12 protein-coding genes are annotated in these 25,076 nt (G+C 65.0%); 7 read left to right on the top strand and 5 right to left on the bottom strand.

The window, feature by feature from the left end; all coding sequences use genetic code 11:
* Positions 1 to 67 precede the first annotated feature (67 nt).
* Entirely contained in the window at positions 68 to 4,006 is a 3,939-nt protein-coding gene (locus K8U03_09655) for a PDZ domain-containing protein (protein ID MCE9605151.1), read from the top strand.
* Between the two features lie 34 nt (positions 4,007 to 4,040).
* Here K8U03_09655 and K8U03_09650 read toward each other — a convergent pair whose 3' ends face one another.
* The gene (locus K8U03_09650) at positions 4,041 to 5,324 is read right to left on the bottom strand and encodes a hypothetical protein (GenBank protein ID MCE9605150.1); all 1,284 of its coding nucleotides are present in this window, start codon (positions 5,322 to 5,324) and stop codon (positions 4,041 to 4,043) included.
* 302 nt (positions 5,325 to 5,626) lie between these two features.
* Here K8U03_09650 and K8U03_09645 point away from each other — a divergent pair, with 302 nt between their 5' ends.
* The 4 genes from K8U03_09645 (at position 5,627) to K8U03_09630 (ending at position 19,209) form a co-directional block, all read left to right on the top strand.
* Entirely contained in the window at positions 5,627 to 6,556 is a 930-nt protein-coding gene (locus tag K8U03_09645; GenBank protein MCE9605149.1) for a tetratricopeptide repeat protein, read from the top strand.
* 106 nt (positions 6,557 to 6,662) lie between these two features.
* Positions 6,663 to 7,205 (top strand): hypothetical protein, encoded by a 543-nt coding sequence (locus tag K8U03_09640; protein ID MCE9605148.1) that lies wholly within the window; start codon positions 6,663 to 6,665, stop codon positions 7,203 to 7,205.
* 408 nt (positions 7,206 to 7,613) lie between these two features.
* Complete coding sequence (locus K8U03_09635; GenBank protein MCE9605147.1) at positions 7,614 to 11,321, top strand: hypothetical protein; 3,708 nt, start codon at positions 7,614 to 7,616, stop codon at positions 11,319 to 11,321.
* The gene (locus tag K8U03_09630; protein MCE9605146.1) at positions 11,314 to 19,209 is read left to right on the top strand and encodes a hypothetical protein; all 7,896 of its coding nucleotides are present in this window, start codon (positions 11,314 to 11,316) and stop codon (positions 19,207 to 19,209) included. The genes K8U03_09635 and K8U03_09630 overlap by 8 nt, the downstream gene beginning before the upstream one ends.
* On the opposite strand, the gene K8U03_09625 is transcribed toward K8U03_09630, so the two are convergent.
* Positions 19,193 to 19,615, bottom strand: coding sequence for a hypothetical protein (locus tag K8U03_09625; GenBank protein MCE9605145.1), 423 nt, complete (start codon positions 19,613 to 19,615; stop codon positions 19,193 to 19,195). The genes K8U03_09630 and K8U03_09625 overlap by 17 nt on opposite strands.
* 39 nt (positions 19,616 to 19,654) lie before the next feature.
* Positions 19,655 to 20,602: a membrane bound O-acyl transferase family-domain-containing protein gene (locus K8U03_09620; protein MCE9605144.1), complete on the bottom strand. Its 948-nt coding sequence runs from the start codon at positions 20,600 to 20,602 to the stop codon at positions 19,655 to 19,657.
* 110 nt (positions 20,603 to 20,712) lie between these two features.
* On the opposite strand from K8U03_09620, the gene K8U03_09615 reads away from it, so the two are divergent.
* A complete protein-coding gene (locus K8U03_09615; GenBank protein ID MCE9605143.1) occupies positions 20,713 to 21,357 on the top strand; it encodes a sigma-70 family RNA polymerase sigma factor in 645 nt (214 codons plus the stop codon).
* The gene (locus tag K8U03_09610; GenBank protein MCE9605142.1) at positions 21,354 to 23,099 is read left to right on the top strand and encodes a serine/threonine protein kinase; all 1,746 of its coding nucleotides are present in this window, start codon (positions 21,354 to 21,356) and stop codon (positions 23,097 to 23,099) included. Before K8U03_09615 ends, K8U03_09610 begins: the two co-directional genes overlap by 4 nt.
* A gap of 78 nt (positions 23,100 to 23,177) precedes the next feature.
* Here K8U03_09610 and K8U03_09605 read toward each other — a convergent pair whose 3' ends face one another.
* Together K8U03_09605 and K8U03_09600 are read right to left on the bottom strand one after the other, a co-directional pair.
* Entirely contained in the window at positions 23,178 to 23,651 is a 474-nt protein-coding gene (locus K8U03_09605) for a hypothetical protein (GenBank protein ID MCE9605141.1), read from the bottom strand.
* 162 nt (positions 23,652 to 23,813) lie between these two features.
* Positions 23,814 to 25,076 (bottom strand): tetratricopeptide repeat protein (locus K8U03_09600; protein ID MCE9605140.1); only part of this gene is annotated, 1,263 nt, incomplete at its 5' end.

Raw genomic sequence — 25,076 nt, 5'->3', positions numbered from 1 at the left:
ATCGAACCGAGCCCTACTCCCCATCTCGTGCGCCACTCCCTTCTCCCGGCGTTTGAAAGGTCTCTCTATGTGCTCCTTTAAATCTGCGCGTCTCCTCCGCGCCACGACCGTCGCTTCTCTGGCGTTGATATTTCTGTTTCCCAGTTGGGCTCAGGCGCAGATCGCCATCGGCGGCATCAGCATCGGCGCCGGGGGCGGAGGCATCGGGGTCGGCGTCGGCGGGCCTAGCGGCATCGGCGTAGGAATCGGCGGCGGTGGGATCGGAGCCGGCATCGGCGGCCCAGGTGGGATCGGAGTCGGTATCGGCGGCGGTGGGATCGGGGCCGGAATCGGGAACATCGGAGGAATCGGCGGCGGCATCGGAGTCGGGGTCGGGCCCGGCGGGATCGGGATCACTCCGGGAGGAATCGGCGGCGTCGGCGGGATTGGGATCAACTCGGCCGGAGTCGGCTTCGGCGGGGCGAATATCATCGGTCGCGGGCCGGATGGACGCTTGGTAGTTCGCGCCGGTGCGCTAGTACGAGAGCGAGCCGATCTCGGCTTGAATCTCGGCCCGTCGCTCCAAGTGCTCCGCTCCGCTCGGGGCGTCGGCCTGCTGCCGGGCTTCCGCGTCGGCGATGTCGTCAGCGCGATCGACGGTCAACGAATTCTCACCCGGGCCGATATCGTGAAGGCGCTCGCCACACGGAGCCCGAATGAAGATGTGCTCGTAACGCTCACTCGCGCCGGCACGACGCGCGACGTGCTGGTTCGCTTAGGCAACACGCTCGCTTCGGCCACATCGCCGAGCACGCTGAGCCCGGGCAACTTAGTCGATCCGGCGCTTGTGATTTCGCCGGCCGACTCCGTGTTGAAGGTGCTCGCCGGCCTGACGGTGTTGAACGGCCTCGAGATCGACGGCGTCGATCCGACGGGTGCCGCGGCCGGTGCCGGGCTGCAAGCCGGCGATATCATTCTTTCCGTCGGCGGCCTCGCGGTCGCTTCGAAAGACGCCCTCGCCACGGCCTTGGCCGCGTTGCAACTCGGCAAGCCGCTCGACTTCACCGTGCTCCGCGGGGGCAACCCGACGAACGTGGTGATGCAGCCGACGAATGTGCCGAATGCGATCGTCGGCGCGGCCGGCGTGAACGGCGGCACGGGCCTGCACAATGCCGTGGTTGGCGACGTGGGTGCGGCTCCCGGCGCAGGCTTGGGAACCGTGATCGGAAAGTTTCCCGGCACCGATAACAACGCCGCGGCATTGGGAACCGGGGGCGGGGTCGGTGCTTTGTTGAACAACACGCCTGTCGGCGACGGCGGTGCCGGAAGCGGCGTCGGCGTCGGAGCCTTGCTCGGCGGCTTGCCGGGCAACAAATCAAACGACAACTCCGCGGCCGGAGCAGGCGGCGGACTCGGCACGGTCTTGAACAATACGCCCGTCGGCAATGCCGCAGCGGGAACCGGACTCGGCGCAGGCTTGTTGCAAACCGATCTGCGCACGCTCGGCACCGCAGACAACATCACGGCGCTCGGCACCGGCGGCGGCTTAGGCGCGGCACTCGATAACCAGAAGCTCGGCAACGCCAGCACCGGCCTCGGAGCAGGCGCAGGCGCGTTGCTCGGCAACGTGCCGACCGCGACCCGCCCAGGGGGCGGCTTGGCTTTGGGCACGGGTGCGGGCGGTGGTGCGTTGGATAAGAGCACACCGGTCGGCGATCTCGGCCTCGGCGGCGGTGCCGGAGCGGGAGCCTTACTAGGCGGGCTCGGAACCCCGGGTGGAAACAGCGCGAAGCTGACCGGTGTCGGCACCGGCGGCGGAGTGGGTGCGGTACTGAATAACACACCGGTCGGCAATGTCGACGCAGGGACAGGCCTCGGCGTCGGGGCCTTGCTCGGCGGATTCTCGGGCAACGGTTCGCCGTTGACGCCGGCCGTCGGCCTGGGCGATGGCACCGGAGTCGGACTCAATAACTCGCCGCTCGGCGATATCAACGCGCGTACCGGAGTCGGGGCGGGCTTGCTCCTTGGTGGGTTTACCAGCGGCAACATTCTCGGCGGCGGAAGCCTCATCGGCACGACTGCCGATGCCGGGGGCGGAGTGCTCCTCACGGGAGCCAACACACCGATCGGCAACTTCGGCGTCGAGCCGACTCCGGCCGTGCAACTCGCGCTCGGCCAAGGGAGCAATCCGGCCGGTGTCGTGGCCGGAGGGGGCGGTAGCGGATACGGCGGCGGATCGAACGGCGGGACCAGCCCGAGCCGTGACGGAGCGACGACGCTCGGCGGCGGCGGCAACTACGGTGGCGGCGGAGTCGTGGTTCCAGGCGGAAGCGGCAACACGGGTGGCGGAACGTCGACCGTCGGTGGCGGCGGCGGCAACTCGGCCAGCAGCGGCAACGGCGGCATCTCGATCCCGGGCGGCAGCGGAACCGGCGGCGGCACGGGCACGGGCACCGGCCCAGGCTCGACTCCCGGCAACGGCACCGGCGGAACTCCGACCGGCGACCCGACGACGAGCCCGAACACTTTGATCGGCGGAACCGGCGGAAACACGGGCGGGAACGGCGCCGGCGGCATCGCGATCCCAGGCCCGAACAGCGGTAACGGAAGCGGCACGGGAGGCGGCACCGGTGGTAACACCGGCGGCAATGGGAACACCGGCGGCGGCAACACGCTGATCGGCGGAACCGGCGGCACGCCGAGCACCGGCCCTGGCGGCAACGGAGCGGGCGGCATCGTGTTGCCCGGCACGAATGCAAACGGCGGTAACGGCACCGGTGGAAACACGGGGGGCGGTAACACCACGATCGGCGGCACCGGCGGCAACCCGACCGGCACCGGCGCGGGCGGGATCGTCATTCCCGGCGGCGGCAACGGTGGCACGCCAGGGACACCGGTCGTGATCGGCGGCGGCGGGACCACACCCAACGGCGGCGGAACCGGCGGGATCGTCGTTCCGACGGTCACGACGACTCCGACCACGCCGACGACACCAACCAATCCGACGAACCCGACGACGCCAGGCACGACGAACCCGGGCGGCTCCGGTGGGTCCGGCGGTTCGCTCGGCAGCTCGGGGGGCGCGTTCACGAGCGGAGCTCAAGGCTTCGGCGCCGGATATCCCGGCTTCTACGCCGCTTCGCTCGGCCTCTACGGCGAACAAGGTCCGGCGTTCTTAGGGGTGATGTTCGAGGACGACACGCTCTTGATCGCGCATGTTTGCGAGCATGGGCCGGCGGAAGTCGCCGGCGTGCTCAAGGGAGATAAGATCCTCGCGATCGACCAACAGCAGTTCGCCAACCACGAAGAGTTCTTGGCCTACATGGGCCAGCGCACTCCGCTTGAGCTCGTGCAGATGACGGTGATGCGTAAGGACGAACCGGTGAGCTTGGCCGTCGAACTCGGCGGGCTCCTCTCGAAGGACGTCGTCTACGGCGTCGATGTCGATGGAATCTTCTCGGAGTCGATCAAAGATTTCAGCGATGCCGATCTCGCAGCGCAAGAGTCGCTCGGCTTCATCGCCGGGCAAGAGATGAAGCTCATTCACGTCTGCCCGACCGATGCGGCCTTCGCGGCCGGCCTGCGACGCGAAGACAAGCTTCGTTCGCTGAACGGGAAGACGTTCGCCGACCGTGCGGCGCTGACCACGTTCGCCAAGGGAATGAAGATCGGCGATGAAGTCACGGCGATCGTCGATCGCGACGGTCGACAAGCGACGATCATCTGGCACTTCGGCCAAATCTCGCCGTCGGCCGGCTTGCACCAGATAGCTCAAGCACGACCGATCGTCGTGCTCGGCAAGGGGCTCGAAGTGGCTCGCGTCGATCGCGGGAGCGAAGCGTATGCGGCGGGTCTTCGTGCGGGTGACAAGGTTTCCTACCTCAACGGTAAGAAGCTCGACTCCCTCACGGACGCCGCTCGCGTGCTGAGCGGCACCGCACCGGCGTCCGATCAAGTGCATCTCGTCGCCACGCGCGACGGCGATGCACGGAGCATCTTGTGGAAAGTTCGGCAGCCCGCCCAATAACGGGCCGCCGAACTTTCACGAGACTGCGTGAGGGCTACCAATAAAGTAGACCGCCCACCGAAACCAAATGGCTATCGAAGTTCTGACGAGCCACGTTCGAGTCGCTGCTGAAGAAGGTGTATTGAGCGAAGAGCGTGGAGTGAGGACCGATGTTGCGCGCCAAGCGGGTAGTCAGCGTGTAGATGCTGTCCTGGCGAATGGTGCCGGTTTGGAAGTCGGGGCCTTTGAAGCCATAGTAACCGTAGGAACCGTAGACGAGGGCCTGATTGCGGAGGTTGCAGCCGAAGCTCTTGCCTGCACCGAGGAAGAAGTTGTGCAGGCTATAGCTAAAACCGTTGTACACGGCGTTGTTGTACCCATAGGCGTAACCACCGAACCAATACTGCGTGAGATCGCGCCCGAAGTATTTATAACGCTGCAACTGAGCGACCGTGGTATCGGAGTCTTGAGCCGGAGCGATGTAGTAGCCGTTGTTCGCCAAGTTCATGTTGAAGATCCAGTTCACACACCGGTTCTTCTGAAAGGCAAACCCGCCGCCGTAGTTGTTCGCGCTGAGGAACTTGTCGTGGTCGAGCAAGTAATACGTGTAGTTGTAGTACGAGTAAGCGGTCAGCCGATCGGTCAATTTCCGCGTGTACTGCGTGAGCGACGTGTAGGCCGTCAGGTCCAACTGTTCGACGCTCGAATGCAAGCTCTGGTAGAAGTTAAAGCCGGTCGTGATGCTTTGCACGTCGTCGCTATAGACCCGATATTGCGCGAAGACGTTGCTTTGGAACTGGGCGTCGTTCTTGCGAACCGGCACGTTGAACGGCGTCAACGCCAACGGCAGCGACAGGTTCGTCACGTAGTCGGCGGTCTGCGAAACCGAGACGTTCAACCGCTTGCGGCTGTTGTAGCCGGTCGAGAAGCCGCCGTAGCTATAGCCGCCGTAGCCGGGCAGCAAGCTGTTCGAGCCGGTGTAGCCGGGCTGGTTGTAGGAGTAGGCGCGCGGTGTGTAAGCGCTTCCTTGTTGTTGCTCGGCTTGGCGCACCCGTTGCCGCAAGACTTGCTCTTCCGGCGTCGTCCCGGCAAACGGCTCTTCCCGTTGCACGAGTTGAAACGGCGAGGGCTCGTCGTTGATTTCGCTCGGCACGAGCGAAGCGTCGAGCGACTCGCGCAGCGCTTCGTCGGAGAAGAGCTTCATCTCGATTTCTTCCGACTGGGCGTATTCGACGCCGGAGCGGGGAATGAGCTCTTCTCCCAACACGTCGCCCCACGTGGGAGCGACGGGAACCAGAGTCACCAACGTCGCCAACGTCAGTTTCCAAAAAGATCGCATGAAAGCTTCCTTGCCGTTACTAGGCTTCGTGAACAAGACCGTTACTCGAAGAATGTTCGGAGCGAAGCGGCCTCTCCGTATAGCCGTCGCTTAGCTTTTCTTCGGAGCAAGCCGAACGACTGCTGTACCACGAACGTGTGGGCTGAAAAAACCGGAACGAACGTGATAAGCGTTGTTTTAAGCACGCCGCACGACCCTTTGCGTGCGCAACCGTACGCAGCCGGTCGTCGGCAAATTCGATACGCACGGAGATGTTTTCCCACCCCGATCCACACAGTTTCCGCACACAAGGAAGATTCACTATGCACCTAACAACCCGCACAATCGGCCGCTGCTTAGGGGCCCTCGCGGCCGCTTTGTTTTTTTCCACATTCCCTTCGCCGCAGGTCCAAGCCCAGAAGATCGGCGACGTCGTTGCCGTCACGCATCAGGTCGACCTCGTCTCGGGCGAGCGTGTCGTGGCGACCATCGACGTCGGCAACACGGTCGTCGTCGGGGGGATCGAGAAAGACAAGCTCTGGGTCAATTGCCTCGCCGCCGGTTGGATCGACAAGGCCGATGTCGTGCCGCTCGCCGGCGCAGTGAAGCACTTCTCCGCACGGCTCCAAGAGAACCCGACCGACGCCGAAGCCCTCTACGGCCGAGGTCGCGCCTGGCAGGCGCAAGAGAAATGGGACAGCGCCCTCGACGACTACACCGCGGCCATCGCCGCCGCTCCGACGAAGACGGCGAACTTCGCGGCCCGCGCCGCAGTGCGCACCCGCAAGCGCGACTACGAAGGAGCCTTGGCCGACTACGCCGAAGTGCTTCGCTTAGACCCACTCGATCATCAAGCCTACCGGCTGCGCGCCGGAGTCTACATCGAGATGAAGAAATACGGCGAAGCGATCTCCGACTACAACGTCGCTGCACGGCTCTACCCCAACGACGGCGCGCTGAACAACGACCGCGCTTGGCTGCTGGCGACGTGCCCCACCGAGACCTATCGCAACGGAGCGCAAGCCGTGAAAGACGCCACCCTAGCTTGCGAGCTCTGCGGCTGGAAAGCCCATAACCGCCTCGGCACTCTGGCCGCGGCGTATGCCGAGTCGGGCGATTTCGAGAAGGCGGTCGAGTATCAACGCAAGTGCGTCGCGCTCGCGCCGACATCGTCGCGCCAAGCCCAAACCACGCGCCTCAGGCTCTACGAAGCAGGCAAGCCGCATCGGGAGTTCGCGGGGCTGTGGAAATAATTTTTCGTTCTCGAACGTCGTGGCCCGGTTTCGCTTCGCATTCCCGGCGAGCATCCCTTATCGTCAGGCTGCGAACGACCAGGCCCCGACATTCGAGAGACGAACTATGACCAGCTTATCGGCAGTGCTCTTGGCGGCTTCCCTTTCCTTGCTCGGCGCGGAACCGAAAGAATGGACCGTCGAAAAGCATCTTCAAGTCGCGGGCCAACCCACCGGCAAAGAGCTCGCGAAGCTCGGCGACGAAGCGTATCGTTTCGTAATGACCGACGCCGGGCTCACCTCGTCGACGGTCGTGCTCGTCTACAAGAAGGGCCCCGACTATTTCTTGAAGGGGGCCGAAGTTCACCTGCACGACTACTACGGCTCGCAGGGGAAATCCGGCGTCAAAAAAATCGAACGGAAGCTCACCTCGGAAGAATGGACCGGCCTGCAAACGAAGCTCGCCGCGCTCGACTTCTGGAACATGCGCGACCCGGACCCGAAACTCGTCCTCGACGGCACTCGCTGGACGATCGAAGGAGCGCTCGGGCCGAAGCAACGCGCGGTCTTCATCGCTTCGCCCGAAAAGGGGAGCTTCCGCGCCGTAGGTCTTGATCTCTGGGCGAAGTCGGGCTTCGGCATGGGGTATTTGCAAGACCGGACGGAATAACTCCGCTTCCGTCTTACGATCTCTGCTTGTGCCCTTTCCGCCGATCGTTTCCCTGCCGATTCTCGGCCGTAGGAGCCCGGCTGCGAGGCCCGTCGCGCGGGAATTCACGACGTAATTCGCCCGTTTAGTTGTGTCTTGTTCCCGCGATTCGTGATTAGAATCGCCGCTGTCGGGAACTCCGTCGGGAACTATTTCCGCTCTCCGGACGTCGAACCCGCTGACGCGATCCTCTGCGCGAGCACCTGCGCAGCGCGTCGTTGCCGTGCTATGCCGCGTGCGCCTCGGTGCAAGCGTGGCGAAGGTCGAAGCTCATTTCCGCAGCATCCTATTCAGGAAACCGTTCTGCTCGAAACACCGCCGGAACATCGCGCCGCGGTCGTCTTGCGCCCCCTCATCAGGATCTACAGCATGTCTCCCGCATCCGTGCGTCGCTTGCCCCGCGCCTCGGCATTCGTCCGGCTCGCGCTGCCGTTTTTCTTAGTCGCTGCTTTATTCTCCGCGGCGAATGCTCAAGAGCCGGCGAAGCCCGACACGCCGAAAGTCGATGTACCGAAGCCCGACGCGCCGAAGTCCGACGCGCCGAAAGCCGATCCCGTAAAAAAAGATCTGCCGAAAGAATCGCCGGCCAAGGAAGTGCCGCCCAAGGAGCCCGCTCCGAAAGAGCAGACTCTCAAAGAACAAACGATCTACATCCCTTACACGAAGCTTCGCGAGATCTTCGAAACGGAGAAGCGCGGCGTCTTTCTCCCTTACGATAAGTTTCAAGAGTTGTGGCGGGCCGCGCGGGAGAATCAGCCCGTCGTCCCCGACGTGAAGCCGCCGGTCGCGACTCTCATCAGCGAAGTGCTCAACGAGGCCGTCGTCTCGCGCGACGTCGTCAAGGTCTCGGCGAAGATCAAGCTCGAGATCCTCGGCACCGGTTGGCATTCCGTTTCGCTCCGGCTGCGCGACGCGGCGATCACCTCGGCCAAGCTCGACGGCAAGCCTGCGCGGATTCTCTTCGACAAAGAGACCGGCTATCGCTTGGTCGTCGAACGGGCCAAAGACGGGCCGCAACAGTTCGAGCTGTTGTTGGAATACGCGAAGACGTTTCTCAAGCTGCCCGGCACGAACACCGTCTCGTTCGAGTCGCCGCAAGCGCCGGTGAGCCGTTGGCAGGTGCGTCTCGACGAGCCGGGCGTGAAGATCGACATCCATCCGTTGATCGCCGCGAGCGATGTTCCGCCGACCGATCCGAAGCAGCCCCGCTCGGAGATTCTCGCCTTCGTCGGCGCGGCGGAAACCGTGAAGATCGATTGGACCCCGCGCGCCGAAGGAGCCACGGGACTCGATGTTCTCGCCGGCGTGCAGACTGAAGAACAAGTCACGATCGACGAAACGGCGACCCACACGCGGGCCACGCTCGTCTATACGATCAGCCGTGCGTCGCTCGCGCAGCTCCGGATCGACGTCCCTGCGAACCAGCGTGTCGCCAACGTGTTTGAGGCGAACGTACGCCGCTGGAGCATCGAGAAGCCCGCTGCGCCCAACGCCGCTACGCAGCGCATCTTGGTCGAACTCTTCGAGCCCGCGAAGCAAACGCAATCGATCGTCGTCGAGCTCGAGCAAATCACGGAAGAGGCGGCCATGCGCACTTCCGTCGTTCCGATCATCTCCGCCGTCGACGTCGGACGGCAACAAGGGATCGTCGTCGTGCAAGTCGCCGAAGGCTTGCGCGCGGAAGCGGAGAAGCGCTCCGGCCTGCTGCAACTCGACGCGGCCGACTTGCCCGGCTCGCTCGCGCGCGGACGCTGGGCCTTCTCCTATCGCTACGCAACCGTGCCGTTCGACCTGGCGCTGAAGATCGAGAAAGTGCAGCCGCGCATTACGAGCGAGATCTTGGTCGAAGCGAACCTCCAGCCCGACAAACTCGCGCTGAACGTCAAAGCGAAGCTCATGATCGAAAAAGCCGGCATCTTCCAACTCGCGCTCGAGGTTCCCGCCGGCTTCGAGATCAACGAAGCGACCGGCTTTCGCGCCGAGGGGGTCGAGCCCCTTGCGATCGACGGCTTCCGCGTCGAAGGGGCCGATCGCAACTCCGTCGTCTTCAATCTCACGCGCAAAGCGATCGGTCGGGTCGGGCTGAACGTGCAGCTCAGCAAAGCGCTGAACGATCCCGAGCTGAAGACGCCGCTGGGGCGCGAAGCGGCGCTCGAGTTCTCCTTGCCGCGCTTCACGGCGAGCACCGTCGAGCGCACCTCGGGCCGGCTCGTCGTCTATGCACCCGAGAGCTTGCGCGTGAACCCGGGCGAAGCGAAAGGGCTCCGCTCCGTCTCGTTTCAAGAAGCGCTCGCGGGTATGGAACAATTGCGCGCGGCGAATCCATCGAATGCGCGCCCCGTGCAGGCGTTTTCCTTCGCCGATGCTCCCGCCAAGCTCGTGCTCGCCGTCGAGCGCCGCAAGCCGCAAGTGACGGTGCGCCAACTTCTGACGGCGAAGATCGAGCCCGGCGTGGTGAAGTACCAAGCTTCGTTTCACTACGACATTCTCTACAGTGCCGTTCGTTCGCTGCGCATCGACATTCCGGAGAAGATCGTCGGCAGCGTGCATAACGATACGCCGGGCGTGCGCGAAAGCGTAATCACGCCACCCCCGGCCGATCTCGCCGCCGGCTACGTCGCGTGGTCGCTCGCCGGCGAGAGCGAGTTCATCGGCAACTTCACCCTTAAGCTCAGTTGGGAAACGCCGGTCGAAAAGCTCGATGTCGGGTCGAGCGTCGAGATCGTCGTCCCGCATCTGATGCCGCGGCTCGTCGATCGGGCGTGGGGGCAGATCGTGCTGGTCAAGGCCGAAGCGATCGACCTGCGCGAAGCAGGCGAGCCCCGAGCGCTCCGGCCGATCGATCCGCAACACGATCTGATGCCCGGCGCGGCCGTCGTCGGCGCGGCGCGGGCCTTCGAGTTCCACGAAGATTGGAATCTCGCCGTCACCGCGACCCGCTACAAGCTCGAAGAACTCAAACGGACCAGTATCGAACGGGCCGTGGTGCGGGCCGTCGTCACGCGCAGCCGTCAGACTTCGGTGCAAGCCCTCTATCAACTCCGCAGCGCGCGCCAACGCCTCGCGCTGCAGCTTCCTGCCGGCGTGACGTTCGACACCGAGCCCCTCAGGATCAACGGCAAGAGCGTCACGCTCGAAAGCGGTAAGCAAGGGGAATACTTCATCCCGCTCGCCGGGCAGAATCCCGACACGCCGATCGTCTTGGAGTTGCGCTACACGCTCCTCGATCAAGGGACCACGTTCGACTTGCCGACGTTTCCCGAAGACCCCGCGATTCAACGAGTCTACCTCTGCGCGTATCTCCCCGAAGAATGGGCCGTGCCGCGAGCCGAAGGCCCTTGGACCGATGAGATCTCCTGGGTTTGGGGTCGGGCCGATTGGCGCTACAGCGGCGGTCGCGGCTTCGTCCCTTATCCGAATAAGACCGACGGCGAGCTCGTCGCTTGGGTCACGCAGAACGTCGCGATGCAAGGGAAGCCGCTCGACAACTTCCAGCACGATGGACGCTTGCTCGTCTTCTCCGTGCTGCATCCCGAGCCGCCGCCGGCCGGATCGTTACGGCTCGCCACGATCCATCGGACGCTGCTCAACGGACTTGTGTTGCTGGTCATCATCGGCGGCGGCTTGCTGCTGGTGCGAAGTCGCGCGGCGCTCCGAGCCGCAGCGGTCGGCCTCGCGATCGTCGGCTTAGTCTTGGCCCGCGTGTTTCAACCGATGCTGATCTATGAACTGGTCAACGGCATCTTCATCTGGTCGGTCGTGATCGTCGGCGTGATCTGGATCGTCGCTTGGATCATGAGACGCGCGTCGGGCCAGGCCGTGCCCGTCTCGCGACCGACGCCACCCGCGAAACCGAAAACGGAACCGAAAACGGTCGTGAACCTTGCGCCCGCGTCGAGCGACGTCGCTCCCCCTGCCCCGGTACCTGCGGCAGAGCCGGTGGTTGAGTTTCATCCCGTAACGCCGCCGGTCACCCCTCCCATCGACCCGGACGAACCGAACCCACCGAACGCGCCGGAGTCGGGGAAGTCCGACCCGCCCGACTGGGCCGCACCCGGAGGGAAAGGCCATGAATAATCGCTTACGTCTCGCGGTGTTGGTCTTGTTCGGCGGGGCCTGTCAGTTGCTCGGCTGTTCATCAGCCTCGGCGGCTCCGCTCCCCGTCGCGCGCGAAATCTACGTTCCGTTCGAAGAGTTGAACGTACTGCTCGAAGGCCCGGTGCGGCGTGTGCTGATGTCGCGCGAGGAATACGAGGCGCTATTGGTGAAGGCGCGCACGAACCCTGCGGAGTCGGTTCCCCATCAAGCTCTACTGCTCTCGGCCGATTACGACGTGAAGATCGAAGACCTGCGGGCGTTCATCACGGCCAAGCTCGGTTGCGAAGTCCTCGCCGACGGCTTGCAAGGCCTGACCTTCCACTTCGGCCAGGTCGGCATCCAAGAGGCTCTGCTCGACGGCAAGCCCGCCTCGCTCCGGCGCACGGAGTCGGGTGAGTTGATGCTGCTTCTCGAAGGCCGCGGACGGCACGAGCTGACGTTGAAAATGGTCGCGCTGTTGGAAACGAACGCCTCGGAGCAGACGTTGCAAGTGCAGTTGCCCCGGCTGCCGGCGTCGCGGCTGCATGTCTCGGCGGAAGGGAACGTCGAAGTTCGGGGCGGGGCCGCGCTCATCAGCCGCGCAGTCGACGACAAGACCGGCCGAACGCAACTCGAGCTCGTCCCGGTCGACGGCTCGATGTCGCTGGCCTTGAGCTTGAACAACCGCACGCGGCGCAAACAGCGGGCCGTCGTGGCGCGCAGCGTCGTGATCGATGAAGTCACCAGTGCCTACGAACGGCTGCACGCGACGGTCAGCCTGTCGATTCTTCATCAAGCGATCGACCGCTTCCGCTTCGCGATTCCCGACGGCTTCGAGATCTCCGACGTGCAGACGCCGCTCTTGGCGCGCTGGTCGACGACGAACGAACCAGGCCGGCGGATTCTGGATGTCGCGCTCCGCCAAGAGACGACCGAGCCCGTCGTGCTGAACATCGCGGCGGTGCGCAGCCCTGCCCGCCTCGAGGCTTGGACGTTCCCCAAGCTCGAACCGCTCGACACGGTCGGGCAGATGGCCGTCGTCGGGCTGCTCTTGGAAGATCGCCTCAAGGCGGAAGACCTCGCCGCCGAGGGAATGTTGCCCGTCGACAACGACGTGCTCGCGCAAGCCCTGCCCGCGAGCGTGTTGACTCCCGAGGCGGGCTCACCGCGCGTCCGCCCGATCGTGGCGTATTACGCGCCCGACGGCGCGATCGATCTGAAAGCGAAGTTCACTCGTCCGCCGGCGCGCGTCATGGTGACGACGAACGTTTTGCTGACGCTGCGCGAGAAGGGGCTTGAAGTGCGCGGCGGCTTCGCGCTGGCTCCCGAAGCGGAAGCGCTGCACGAGTTCGACTTCACGGTCCCTGCCGGCTGGAACGTCACCGAAGTCACGCGCGACAACGGCACGACGGTCCCCTTCGAACGCTACGGCCCGGCCGACGCCCCCCGGATCCACGTCCGCTTGCCGACGAAGATCGCCGGCGGCGCGAGCGGGAGCGTGTATTTCCAAGCGGCGCATGTTCCCGCCGCCTGGCTCGATGCGTGGACGGCGACGAACGTCGAGTTCCCGGTGTTCGCCGTCGCCGGCGCAGCGATCGACACCGGCGCCGTGGCCGTCGATGCGAAAGACGATCTCACCATTCGGCCCGACGTGCTGACGAACCTCACGCCGCTCGACAAAGCGGAGCAAGCGAAGTACGGGCTCGTCGATGTCGCCGTGCAATTGGCTTACCGCTACGACTCGCCCGGCTATCGCGCAACGATCGCGGTCGAACGAACGACGCCGCGCATCACCGCGCGGACGCATTCCTTTTTCCGCATCGATGCCGATCTGCTCACCGCCCACTACGAGCTGGCCTACGACATCGCCCGCGCGCGGACTCGCCGCTTGGAGTTCGTGCTTCCCGCCACTACGCCGGCCGCCGTGTCGCTGCGCGGGCTCGACGGGGTCGTGCTCAAGGAGTATTCCGCCACCGACGTTCCGGAAGGGCGCCTGTGGCGCGTCTTGCTTTCGGAAGCGGCGCAAGGGCGCGTACGGCTCGCCGTCGACTTTCAGCAACCGTTGTCGAAAGGAAATACGGGCGAGCTGCCGCTGCCGGTCGTGCGCGCTCAAGGGGTAGCTTATCAATCGGGGGTCGTCGCGGTCGAAGGGAACGCCGAGATCGATGTGCAGGTCGTCAAGCATCCGCGCAAGGTCGACGTCGGCGAGTTGGCCGAGGCCGAGTATCAGACCGGCCGCCGCTTGTTGGGAGCGTTCGGCTTCGTCGGCGACGACTCCGCGACGACGATCAGCGTCGTGCGCCATCCCGCCTACGGCTTGCAGCCGGCCCTCGTTCAAGCGGCGCGCTACGTCACCGTGCTCGATGCCAACGGTCGGGCTCAGACGTCCGCCGAGTTCCAGATTCGGACGAAGGCCGGCTACTTGGAAGTTAAACTGCCGAGCGAGTCGACGTTGTGGTCGGTCGTGCTCGACGGACAAACGGCCCAACCACAGCGCGAAGGAGATCGGCTGCTGCTGAGCTTCCCCGCCGCGGCCGGCGAACAGCTCCGCTCGTTGAAGGTCTCCTACGAAACCGAGGTGGCGAAGATCGCGGTGCTCGGGCGAATCGAAATCCCAGCGCTCGTGCTGTTCCTACGTGCGACTCCCGGCGCAGCGCCGCAAGAAGTGCCGATGGCCGATGCTCGTTGGGAGTTGCACTTGCCGGCGCACTATCGCGTGCTGCGCTCGCAAGGAACGTTGACGAATCAAGACTTGTCGCGCGTCGAACGGCCGGCCGCGGCGAACGTCGTCGACTTTCTCTTCGGACTCTCCGGCGGCTTCGGCAGGGCCGAGGTTTACAAGAGCACGGCCCCGAGCGCGAGTGTCTCCGCGTTGCCCACCGGCGAGGCCGATCGCAAGCCCTCGGACAGCTACCTCCTACACGACAGCGACATGCTCACGAACGAAAAAGGGGACCAGGCGGGCGCGAGGCCGGAAGCGAAACCGCAAAAGCCGAGTGAGTCGGCGGCGCAGACCGCAACGACCTTGGCGCGCCCCACGACTCCGACACCGGCCGCTCCGCCGCGAGTCGCTCTTCCGACCTCGACTTCGCCGAGATCCACTTTCACGTCGGCCGCTCCCGCACCAGCCGCTCCAACGCCGTTCGACGACGCGGCACCGATGGACAAGCCCGCCGTCGCTGCGAAGACGAGCGTGGCGAAACAGAACAAGCTTCGTCGGCCCGAGTTCGATCTGGCCGGTGTGCGCAGCTTGAAGATCGATCTTCAATCGACGAACGACGTCGCGGTGTTCGAGAGCTTGGGGATCGATCCTCGGCTCGATGTCACGCTCGTCGATGAACGTCGCGCCGACGGGATCGCGCTCGTCGCGGCGCTGGCCGTGTTTCTCTACGGCACGTTCTTGAGCTGCCGCCCGCGCAAGCGCAAGCTTCGCTATATCGCCGGCGTCTGCCTTGCGACGACGCTGCTGCCGCTCGTCGCGATGCGGCCCGAATGGATTCCGCTGGTGAACCCGTCGTTCTATGCCGCTTGCTGGCTGATTCCGTATTACGGCTTCATCCGCCTGCTCCGTTGGGGCTGCGGCAAATGGTCGTCGTGCCGCGCATCGTCGGCGACCTGCACGGCGCTCGGCATGCTCGCGCTGTCGTTCACCACATCATTCGCCCCGTCGTTCACGACGACGGCGATCGGTGCGCCGCCTGTTGCCGAGCGCGCTGTCGAGCGCTCCGCCGAGCCGAGCGTTCCGAACCTTCCCGTCGTGGTGCAGCTCGCCGAGCCGGCGCCTCCGGTCGCCGTGCCGGATGATGCCACGATCTTGCTCTATCAGCCGACGGATCAGACGGGCCCGCCGCGCGCCGAGCAACTGCTGGTTCCTTACGAGCGCTACCAAGAGCTTTGGAATCGTGCCTATCCGCAGAAGCGGAGCCCGACGCCGCCCCCTGCTCCGTATTCGGCGGCCGGAGCGGAGTTTCGTTCGACCCTCGCAGGCGATGCGTTCCTGTTGGTCGAAGGTTGGATCGACTACGAGCTCTTCACCGACGAGTTCGTGCAGATTCCGTTGCCGCTCGCCGGCGGAGTGCTCGCGTCGGCCTTGCTCGACGGCAAACCTGCGCGACTCACGTTTGCGCAAGCGCCGGAAGCACCCGTGCCCGAAGCGAAGCCGAGCTCGAGCGTGCCCGTTCAACAGGCGAAGCCTGCGCCGAGTTCTACGTCGGCGCCGCTCGTACTCGTCGCGAGCGGCAAAGGGCGGCATCGGCTCGAACTCGCCGTTCGGCTTTCGCTCGAAAAGACCGGCGGCTGGCGCATCGCCGAAGGCCGGCTACCGGTCGCCCCGGCCGCGAGCCTGATGCTTACCGTGCCGCAAGCCGACACCGATATTCGCTTGGGCGGGGTGCCCGATCGTCGCAACTACACGACGACCAAGCCGGCGGAAACGATCGCCACGGCGCTCGGGGCCGACGGCGCGCTGCGCATCGAATGGCGTGCGAAGATCAACGAGACCCAGATCGACGAATCTCTCAAGGCGCGCAGCGAGGTCGTGTTCGCCGTGCAAGACGACGGCGTACGGCTCGCTTGGCGAACCGCGCTCGAGTTCGGTGCGACGCGCCGCGAGCGGTTCACCGTCGTCGTGCCGCCCGACTACTTGGTCGAGCGCGTCGTCGGCCGCAACGTCCGAGGCTGGGAACCGCGCGACGTCGACGGGGTGCGGAAGCTCGACATCGAGTTACTGCGCCCGGCGAGCAACAGTGAAGAGTTCGCGATCTATCTCTCGCGCCGGCTGAAGTTCACCGCCGCGCCGACGGAGTTCGTCGTCCCGGTCGTCGGCATCGAAGGAGCAGCCGTTCACAACGGCACGATCGCAGCCCGTCGCAGCTCGATTCTCGATCTCCGCACCCTCGCCAACACAGGCCTGACGCGCATCGACGCGATCCAGAGCGCGGAACTTTACTCCGCCACGGCCGACCCGAGCGATGTGAGCCCGCTCGGCATGCGGGCCTACGAGAGCTATCGCTTCGTCGCGGTTCCGTTTTCGTGGAAGCTGTCGATCGTGCCGCTGGTCGCGAAGTCGAGCGCCGAGGCCAACTCGATCTTGAAGATCGCCGAACGGGAACGAAGATTCGAAACGCAGATCAAGCTCCGCGTCGCGGGTGCGCCGATCCATCGCTTCCGCGCCTTTCTGCCCGACGATCTGCGGCTCGATCAAGTGATCGCGCCAGGCACCTTCGAGTGGGCCGTGACGACGGTCGATGGTCGCTCGCTCCTCACCGTCTACTTCGCCACCGGTCACTCGGACACCGTCGAACTGCTGCTCGCCGGGCTGCTCGGCAAGACCGGTCCGACGCTCACGGTGCCGTTGCCGAGACTCGACGTACTGGATGTCGAGCGACAAGAGGGGCACCTCGTCGTGCAGATCGACCCGGCGTTCGACGTCGAGCCGACGGCACTGCGCGGCTGCGAGCAAGAGCTGCTCGATCGAACGTTCGGCTGGTTGCGCGAAGCGCAGCGGCCGACGGCGCGGATCGCCTTGCGCTACACCTCGGGCGACTACGCCGGCACGATCAACCTCAAGGCACGGCAACCGACCGTTCGCTGTCAGACGATCACGAACGTTCGGGTCACCGACCGCGCGATCGAAGAAACGATCTTGCTCGAATTCACGATTCGCGATGCCGGGGTGCGCGAGGTTGCGTTTCAGCTCCCCGCGGCGCTGGCCGACGCGAAGATCGGCGTGCCGCAACTGCGCGAGAAAAAGATCGAGCCGATCGGCACCGACGGCCGGCTGATTCGAGTGCGCCTGCTGCTGCAAGACGAAGTGATGGATCAACTGCGCGTGCTCGTCGAAAGCGATCGGCTGCGCACGAGCCTCGAGCAGAGCGCGCCGATTCCGCTGCCGGAGACCGGCCGTATCGAAGGCCGCTTCGTAACGCTCGAAGGCTTCGGCCGCGATGAGCTGGTCGTCGATAAAACGACGGGGCTCGAGCCCCTCGGGCGCCAACAGCAGCAATGGCAAGTGGTTGCGGGTCTGCTGCGCGGCGGCGCCACGCAAGCGTATCGGGTCGAACCGACGGCCGTCGATCCGCAACTCACGTACACGACGCGCAGCCGGGCGACGGTCGAGACCGTCGGCGCGCGGATCGGGCTCGCCGAGACGACGCTCGTCGTCGATGAGTTCGGGGCCTATCGGGGCGTACAGACGTATCGGGTCGACAATAAGTCCGAACAATTTCTCGTCGTCGAGTTGCCGCAGGGTTCGCTTCTGTGGACCGTCTGGGTCGCCGGCGAGCCGGTGAAGCCGACCCCTGCGCCTCCGCCTGCCTCGGCGCGCGAAGTCCGCATCCCGCTCGTTAAGACGGCCGAAGGGGATCTCGATTACGAATTGAAAATCGTCTACGGCGGCAAGCTCGCATCGCTGCAAACGCTCACGAAAGTCGACTTCCCGCTCGTGCGCACCGTGAACGTGAAGGTCGAGCTCAGCCAAGTGCGGCTGTATCTGCCGGAGTCGTTCGATTGGTTCGACTTCGGCGGCACGATGAAGCCGGTGCAAGAAGAGTCGGTGATTCAGGCCGGCAGCTTATCGTACTTCAACAAGAGCGCCGAGAAGCTTGCGCTGACCTTGGAACGGGGCGACGAGTTCGCCAAAGCGCGGGCCTCGAATAGCTTGCGCGAGCTCAAGTCGGACGTCGGTTCGTTTCTCGGGGCGCTCTCTAGCAGCCCTTCCTATTCGCAGCCGCAAGCAGCCGACGGCGACCTGCGCCAAGAGCTCCTTCGCAACAACGAACTGTGGAAAGAAGCCGAGCGGAAACAACAAACTCACTCGGCGCAAGCGCTGCCTCCGACGAATGCCGACACGGGGGCTATTCTCTCCAATTCGGGAACGCTCAACAGCACCTACGAAGGGCAATCGAATGCGCGCTCGAAGAACGTCGTCAGCGCCATCGGAGGCAACTTCGGAGGAGAGTTGCAACCGTCGCCGATCAACGCTCCGGCCCCGACCGCGTCCCCGGCCGGTACGAGCCGGTTCGATGCTCAATGGCTCGCGAGAAACGGCTTGGCGAACGGTAGTCTCGCGAACAACGGCGTAGTGAACGGCGAAGTAGCGAACAGCGGGCCGGCAGGCACCGGGAAGCCAGGCGAACCGAAAGGAGTGTTTACCAAGAGCGGCGCGGGCACGATGGTGCTCGGCGGCGTATCGAACTATTCCAACGCGCAGCCCGTCGCGCCGCAGGTGGCACAAGGCAAAGCCAAGGAGTCGCTCCTGAAAGACCTCGCGGCCCAGCAAGAACAAGTGCAAATGAATCAAGCCGAAGATCGCCGCGGTCTGGCCGGCGGAAAACAAGCGACGGCGCAGCGCTATCAACAGCGGTTAAGCGAGCAAGCGAAGCAGCCGACGCCGGGACGAGGGGTTGAGGGCCTCGTGGCCGGCGACGGATTCACCTTCGAAGGATCGAAGGACCAACTCGAGGCGAAGGCAGTTCAAGGAGGTTGGCGAGCAGCGGCCGCCGGAGCGCATGCCGAGTTCGCCGGCCTCGCCGGACTCGAAGTGCAGATTCCGAAACGGGGGAAGCTTTACCGTTTCACGACCCCGCTCGGCGATGCTCGGATCACGGCGCGCCCGGTCTCGGCTTCACTGATCGAAGACCTCACGCGGCTCACCGCGGTCGTCGCCGGGTTGATCGTGCTGTGGGTCCTGTGGCGGCTCGTTCGCAACCGCTTGGCATGGTTCGCCGAAAGCCGTCGCGGCGCACTCGTGGTCGCCGCGATCGGCTTGTTGAGCATCACGACGCAAATCGCTCCGCTCGCAGGCTTGCTCACGCTGCTGACCGGTTTCATTCTGCTGATTCGCCGCTTCTTCATCGACTTCGAGTACTCGTTCAGCCGCGAATCGTGACCCAGGTAAACACCACGGCTAAGTAGAGAAACGCAACCGTGAGGCTGTGATAGCCGAGCGCGTAGAGCCGGTTCGTCAGATAAGGTTTCACATCGAACACGAAGAACTGGAGCGTTAAGCGAATGCTCCAAAACGCGGCGATGAAACCGGTGACGCAGCGCGCCAAGGGCGTTCCCCCGACGAGCGTCTCGCTCATGCCAAGCGACAACGCGCCGAGCGCGGCGATGATCAACACGATGAACGCGCCGTAGGTCCACACCAGCTGCCGCAATAAAGGATCGAGCGGACGAAGTTGCCGGCGCCATTCCAGCTTGCGCGGCACCAAGGCCGAGGCCGTCAGCACACCGAGCTGCAAGACGCCGCCGAGGCGAACGGCAAGCTCCAGGTTTGCCGAGTTGATGTTCATGATCGAGCTCCTTGAAGTAGAACCGATGAGAGAGCGGAATTATCGAGCGAGACGCAACGCCTCGAGCAGCGGCACGACGACCAGCCGCACGAACGGCTGGTGAAACAACAGGCCGAGTGGGCCGACGATCGCGAGCAGGGCGAACAGCCGCGCGCGCAGACCGTGCTGAAGCTCGCATCGCCGCCCGACTGTCGAGCGGGCCGCAAGCACCGCGCCGGCTTGGAGCAAGAAGTAGAGCGTCGGCAGTCCGTAGCCGGCTCGGGCCGGCAGCGAGATGACGGCGTCGTGAACGAGGCCTGAGAATGCGAAGCCGGCGACGAACGCCGGCTGGACCCCTACGCGGCGCACCAGCGGCTCGAAGACCCAGCGATGCGCGAGATCGCGAAAAGCTTTGTTCCAGCGTCGGTCCCAAAACTCCGCGACCGACGCGGCCGCAAGCGGGCGATCCATGATCGGCTCGGCCGCGACGCCGGCCGATTGCCAAGCCAGCGCCGCCAGCCGAAACAAACCGAAGTGCAACATCGTGACGATGCCGATCATCGCCGCCCAACCGACAATGAGCGGATCGACAACAACTGGGTCAACTGTGAGCCGCATCCGCGCTGCGACGACGATCGTGAGTGCTCCCACAAGCATCGTCGTTCCCGCGCCGACATAATCGCGCCCCGTCGGACGACTTGTCGGCTCGCGATCCGAAAAGAAAGCCTCGGCATCGAGCCCCGGCCAAGCGAAGAAGTAACCCCACGTCCGGCCGCATGAAACTTTCTTGTCACTCGCGACGCTCCGATAGGTGATCCATTTGAAACCGTAGAAGAGCGTCATGGCCCAGAGGCACATCGCACCCCAGGCGGGAAGTTGCCGGTAGACAAGTGCCGTCGCGAGGATGCCGAGCAGCGGGAGCCGGAGCGTGTCGAACGTCATCATCGACGCTTTCGTCAAGCGATTCAGCCGGCTGCGAGTCGCGCTATGTGGCATGATTGCGCGCATGATCGTGTCTCCCTCCGGAGATCCAACCGCAGCCGGCGGCGGCTCTTAACCGGCCGTCGTGAATAAATCGGAAATTGTGCGATTCGCGGCGCGCGAGCATAATAAACGGCATGTGGCCCGACGAGCGCGATACGCAGCAGCTTCTTTCGGCGGCGCAAGCCGGCGATGCCGAGGCGCGCGAACGACTTTGGACCCGACACCGCGGCGCGCTGCATCGGCTGGTGGCGATGCGTCTCGATCGCGGGATCCAAGGCCGGGTCGACGTGAGCGACGTCGTGCAAGATGCGTTGCTCGAAGCCGATCGTCGGTTGGCCGACTATCTGCGCCAGGCTCCGATGCCGTTTCATCTGTGGCTTCGGCAGATTGCGCGCGATCGGATGATCGATGCGCATCGCCGCCATCGGGGCGCCGAGCGGCGCAGCATCGATCGGGAACAAGCGCCACCGGCGCGGTCGATGTACGCGGATCAATCGGCGTTCGATCTTGCGGCGCAACTGCGCGACGGTCGCGAACCGACCCCCGCCGCGGCGCTGTTGCAGCGCGAGTTGGAAGCGCGCTTTCGCGAAGCGCTCGCGCAGGTCGACCCGGCGGATCGTGAGATCCTCGAGCTAAGGCACATCGAGCAGCTCTCGAACCACGACACGGCCCTCGCGCTCGGGCTCAGCGAACCGGCGGCCGGCATGCGCTACCTCCGCGCTCTGCGCCGGTTGCGGCTGTTGCTCGACGAACATCCTTCGACCTCGGGCGTGCTATGACGGCCCGACCTCCCGAACCGCCGCCGACGGAGCTGCTCGACGCTTCGGCCCGCGACGAGCAACTCGCGCTCGTCGTCAACGAACTGATCGAGGTTTTGCAAACCGGCGGCGAGCCCGACGTGGAAGCAGCCGCAAGCCGACATCCGGAGCTGGCCGCGGAGCTGCGTTCGCTCTGGGGAGCGATGCTGCTCACGCATCGCTTGGCCGACGCCGTCTCGAATGAAGCAGTCGCAAGCGAAGCCGCTTCGCCGCCGGAGGCCAAGCATCGGATCGCCGAAGACATTCCTCGCCGCGGTCGCGAAGAACTTGTTCGCGGTCACGACACCGATTTTCCCCGCTTGTTCGGTGAATACGAGCTGCTCTCCGAGCTCGGTCGGGGCGGCATGGGGATCGTCTATCAGGCCCGGCATCGGGGGCTCGATCGGATCGTCGCGCTCAAGATGCTTCGTCCCGGCGTGTCGCTCCATTCGGCGGAAGTGGTTCGCTTTCGCCAAGAGGCGATCTCGGCCGCGCGGCTCGATCATCCGCATGTCGTGCCGGTATACGAAGTGGGCGAGGCGGAAGGTCGTCCGTACTTCTCGATGCAATACGTCGCCGGCAGCACGCTTGCCGAGCGCTTAGCGGCCGGTCCGCTGCCGGCGCGCGAAGCGGCTGCTCTCTTATTGCCGATCTGCGAAGCCGTGCATGCGGCGCACGCGCAAGGAGTGTTACATCGCGATCTCAAGCCGGCGAACATCTTGATCGATCAAGACGGCCGGCCGCTCGTTACCGATTTCGGTCTTGCGAAGCGGATCGAAGACGACAGCTCGCTCACGCACACCGGCGCGATCCTCGGCACGCCGACCTACATGGCACCCGAGCAAGCGGCGGGAAGCCGCGGACGGATCGGTCCGGCGAGCGATGTCTACAGCCTCGGCGCGATTCTCTACCAGATGCTCACCGGCCGGCCGCCGCTGCAAGGGGCCACGGCCATGGAGACGGTACTGCTGGTCTTGGAGCAAGAGCCGCTCCCTCCTCGATTGCTCAATCCGCGGGCCGACGCCGTGCTGGAGATGATCACGCTCCGCTGCCTGCAGAAGCCGCCGGACTTGCGGTACGCGAGCGCAAAAGCTTTGGCCGATGATCTCCGCGCGTTCCTGCACGACGAGCCGGTCACGGCGCGCAGCGGCCGGTTCGGGCACGTCTTAGCGCGGTGGCTCTCGGAGACGCACCATGCCGTGGTGTTGGAGAACTGGGGCTTGCTGTGGATGTGGCACAGCGCGGTGCTGCTCGCGATCAGCTTCGCAACCGACACGATGCGCTGGCAGCAAGTGACGTCGCCGCTGCCGTACGCCGCGCTCTGGATCGCGGCGATGGGAGCTTGGGCGTTGATCTTTTGGACGCTGCGCCGGCGAAGCGGACCGGTGACGTTCATCGAACGGCAGATCGCGCACATCTGGGCGGGGAGCATCGTGACGATCGCGCTGTTGTTCCCGATCGAGCTGCTGCTCGGCCTGCCGACGTTGAGCCTCAGTCCCGTGCTCGGGCTGGCGAGCGGGAGCGTGTTTCTCATCAAAGCCGGAATGCTCAGCGGCCGGTTCTACGTGCAGGCTCTCGCGCTCTATGCCTGCGCGCCGGCGATGGCGCTCCTGGCGCGCTATGACTTGCCGTTCGGCATCTCGCTGTTCGGCCTCGTTTCCGCGGCCTGCTTCTTCTTTCCCGGGTTGAAGTATTATCGGAAGACGAAGCGACTGAGGGCGTGAGGTCTGAGGCGAGCGGGGGACGTAAGTCCCCCGGTAACATCGATGCTGCTTAACGCGATGCGACTTGCCGAGGCGAACTTACCGGGGGACTAACGTCCCCCGCTCGCCTTCGGAGTCGACACGTTGCTCGCGACGTGCGTCGGCCACGATCGAAATGCTTTCGACCGCCGCCGCGATCTGGGCCACGAGCTCTTCGGCGCGTGAGGCCGGTGCTCCGGCGAGCTTCGCCAAATGGATCATCGAGACCAGCTCGCGAATCCAGGCGAACGTGCCGAGCAGGTCGCCGCGAGCACGACGTCGCTCGTCGGCGGCGCTCGGCGACGGATTCTGTGTTGCCAGCGCGTCCAACTTGCAGATCCGCTCCGCCTCGACGACAAGCGCCGAGCGCAGCTCGCCGAGCCGGCCGCGGTTGCGATCGAGCACGGGTCGGGCCCAGCCGTCGAGTTCGGCGAACGCGGCGTCGAGCTCGCGCTCGATCTGTTCGATCGCGGCTGAGAACTCATCGTGCGGCTGCGGGCGCGCCGCGGGCTGCGAAGCGGAGAAGAAACCCATGATCGGAATCTCGCGAAACGTGTGAGGGAGACGGTCGTCTCTGCGACCAACCGCACACGAGGCGGGAGATTAACCGAGGATTTTCGCTGCGAGCGCAAACGAGACGGACGAAGGCGCGGAACCGGGGGCCTGACGGCTCCCCGCTCGCCTCAAAGGACGGACTTACTCGCGCCGGCCGATGGCGGGATTTGGATTGGGATCCTTCGACTTCGGCGCGGTGACGAGATGCGGCCCGGCTTGCGACACGGCAGGCGGGCCGATGTGCGGCTTCGCCGGTTGTGGAGCTGCCGTCTTCTGCGCCGCGGCGGGCTGCCCGTTCGTCGCCGGCTTTTGCGGCTGCGGTGCCGTCTGCTGCGGTGCTGCCGCTTGCGGCTTCGCCTGCTGCTTCTTGCGCTCCTCGGCCACGCGGCGATCGATCGCCGCCGCGGCCTGCTGATCGGCCGTGGCTTGCTCGGCTCGGCCGCAGCGGGCGTAGAGTTCGGCCCGCTCCAACAGAGCTTCGGCGCTGGTCGGCCAATGCGTGACGGCCGAGGTGAAATCGGCCAACGCTTTCGCCGCGGCCTTCATGCCGATCGCCACGCGCCCGCGCCCGATCAGCGCGGCGAGCGACTTGGGAGTCTTCGTCAACACGCGATCGTACATCGCCGACGCTTCCGGCAACCGCTCGGCCGAAGCGAGGCACTGCGCGGTTCTCAGCATCACCTGATTGCGCACCTGCTCCGTCTCCAACGCGTCGGGACTTCCCGGCGCCGCCTGTTCTTCGTCGAGCGACTTAGTCACCAACTCCAGATCGGCGATCGCCTCGGCATAGCGGCCGAGCTTTTCGTAAGCTCGCGCACGCATGTAGCGGATTGGGCCGGCATCCGGCGCGAGCTTTAGGAGCACATCCAAGTCCTTCACTACTCCCGCGTAATCTCCCATGTCCATCAGAAGGCGAGCGCGCTCGTAGCGGGCGTCGGGATGGTCGTTGCGATTGATGATCTGCGACAACATCGTGATCCCTTCATCGAGCTCGTGCAGCACGGCCTTGGCTCGAGCGGTGATTTTCTCATCGAGCGACGTGCCGAGTTCGGCGGCCATCTTCGCGTCGGCTTCGATCAGGCGCGACACGAACTCTTCGGGAACCGGCGCGGTGCGCGGATCCAGCGCCGCGGCCAAACGGAAACGATCCTTCGGACTCGGGTGCGAATCGTTGGCATCGGTCGGCCGCGCGATGACTTCGGCCAACACCGTTTCGAGTTGTTCCCGTTCCGACAGGTCGGGGAGCGGCGCGCTGCGATAAAACTGCGTGACCGCGCGGCGCGTGCGGATGAGGTCGTCGATCGTTTTGCCCAAGGCCCAATCGAGTTCGATCGAACGGCGAATGGCTTGCGTCAGGCCGTCGCAGAAGGCGGTCGCGCCGTAGGCGGCCACGGCCATGCGATC

The sequence above is a fragment of the Planctomycetia bacterium genome (genome assembly GCA_021413845.1).
In the GTDB taxonomy this organism is placed as follows: domain Bacteria; phylum Planctomycetota; class Planctomycetia; order Pirellulales; family PNKZ01; genus PNKZ01.
This window is presented reverse-complemented; position numbering and strand designations above follow the sequence as displayed.

Coding starts and splice junctions, on each gene's coding strand:
- K8U03_09655 (MCE9605151.1), top strand. CDS start 68: ATGTGCTCCTTTAAATCTGCGCGTCTCCTCCGCGCCACGACCGTCGCT.
- K8U03_09625 (MCE9605145.1), bottom strand. CDS start 19,615: ATGAACATCAACTCGGCAAACCTGGAGCTTGCCGTTCGCCTCGGCGGC.
- K8U03_09610 (MCE9605142.1), top strand. CDS start 21,354: ATGACGGCCCGACCTCCCGAACCGCCGCCGACGGAGCTGCTCGACGCT.
- K8U03_09650 (MCE9605150.1), bottom strand. CDS start 5,324: ATGCGATCTTTTTGGAAACTGACGTTGGCGACGTTGGTGACTCTGGTT.
- K8U03_09620 (MCE9605144.1), bottom strand. CDS start 20,602: ATGCGCGCAATCATGCCACATAGCGCGACTCGCAGCCGGCTGAATCGC.
- K8U03_09605 (MCE9605141.1), bottom strand. CDS start 23,651: ATGGGTTTCTTCTCCGCTTCGCAGCCCGCGGCGCGCCCGCAGCCGCAC.
- K8U03_09630 (MCE9605146.1), top strand. CDS start 11,314: ATGAATAATCGCTTACGTCTCGCGGTGTTGGTCTTGTTCGGCGGGGCC.
- K8U03_09615 (MCE9605143.1), top strand. CDS start 20,713: ATGTGGCCCGACGAGCGCGATACGCAGCAGCTTCTTTCGGCGGCGCAA.
- K8U03_09645 (MCE9605149.1), top strand. CDS start 5,627: ATGCACCTAACAACCCGCACAATCGGCCGCTGCTTAGGGGCCCTCGCG.
- K8U03_09640 (MCE9605148.1), top strand. CDS start 6,663: ATGACCAGCTTATCGGCAGTGCTCTTGGCGGCTTCCCTTTCCTTGCTC.
- K8U03_09635 (MCE9605147.1), top strand. CDS start 7,614: ATGTCTCCCGCATCCGTGCGTCGCTTGCCCCGCGCCTCGGCATTCGTC.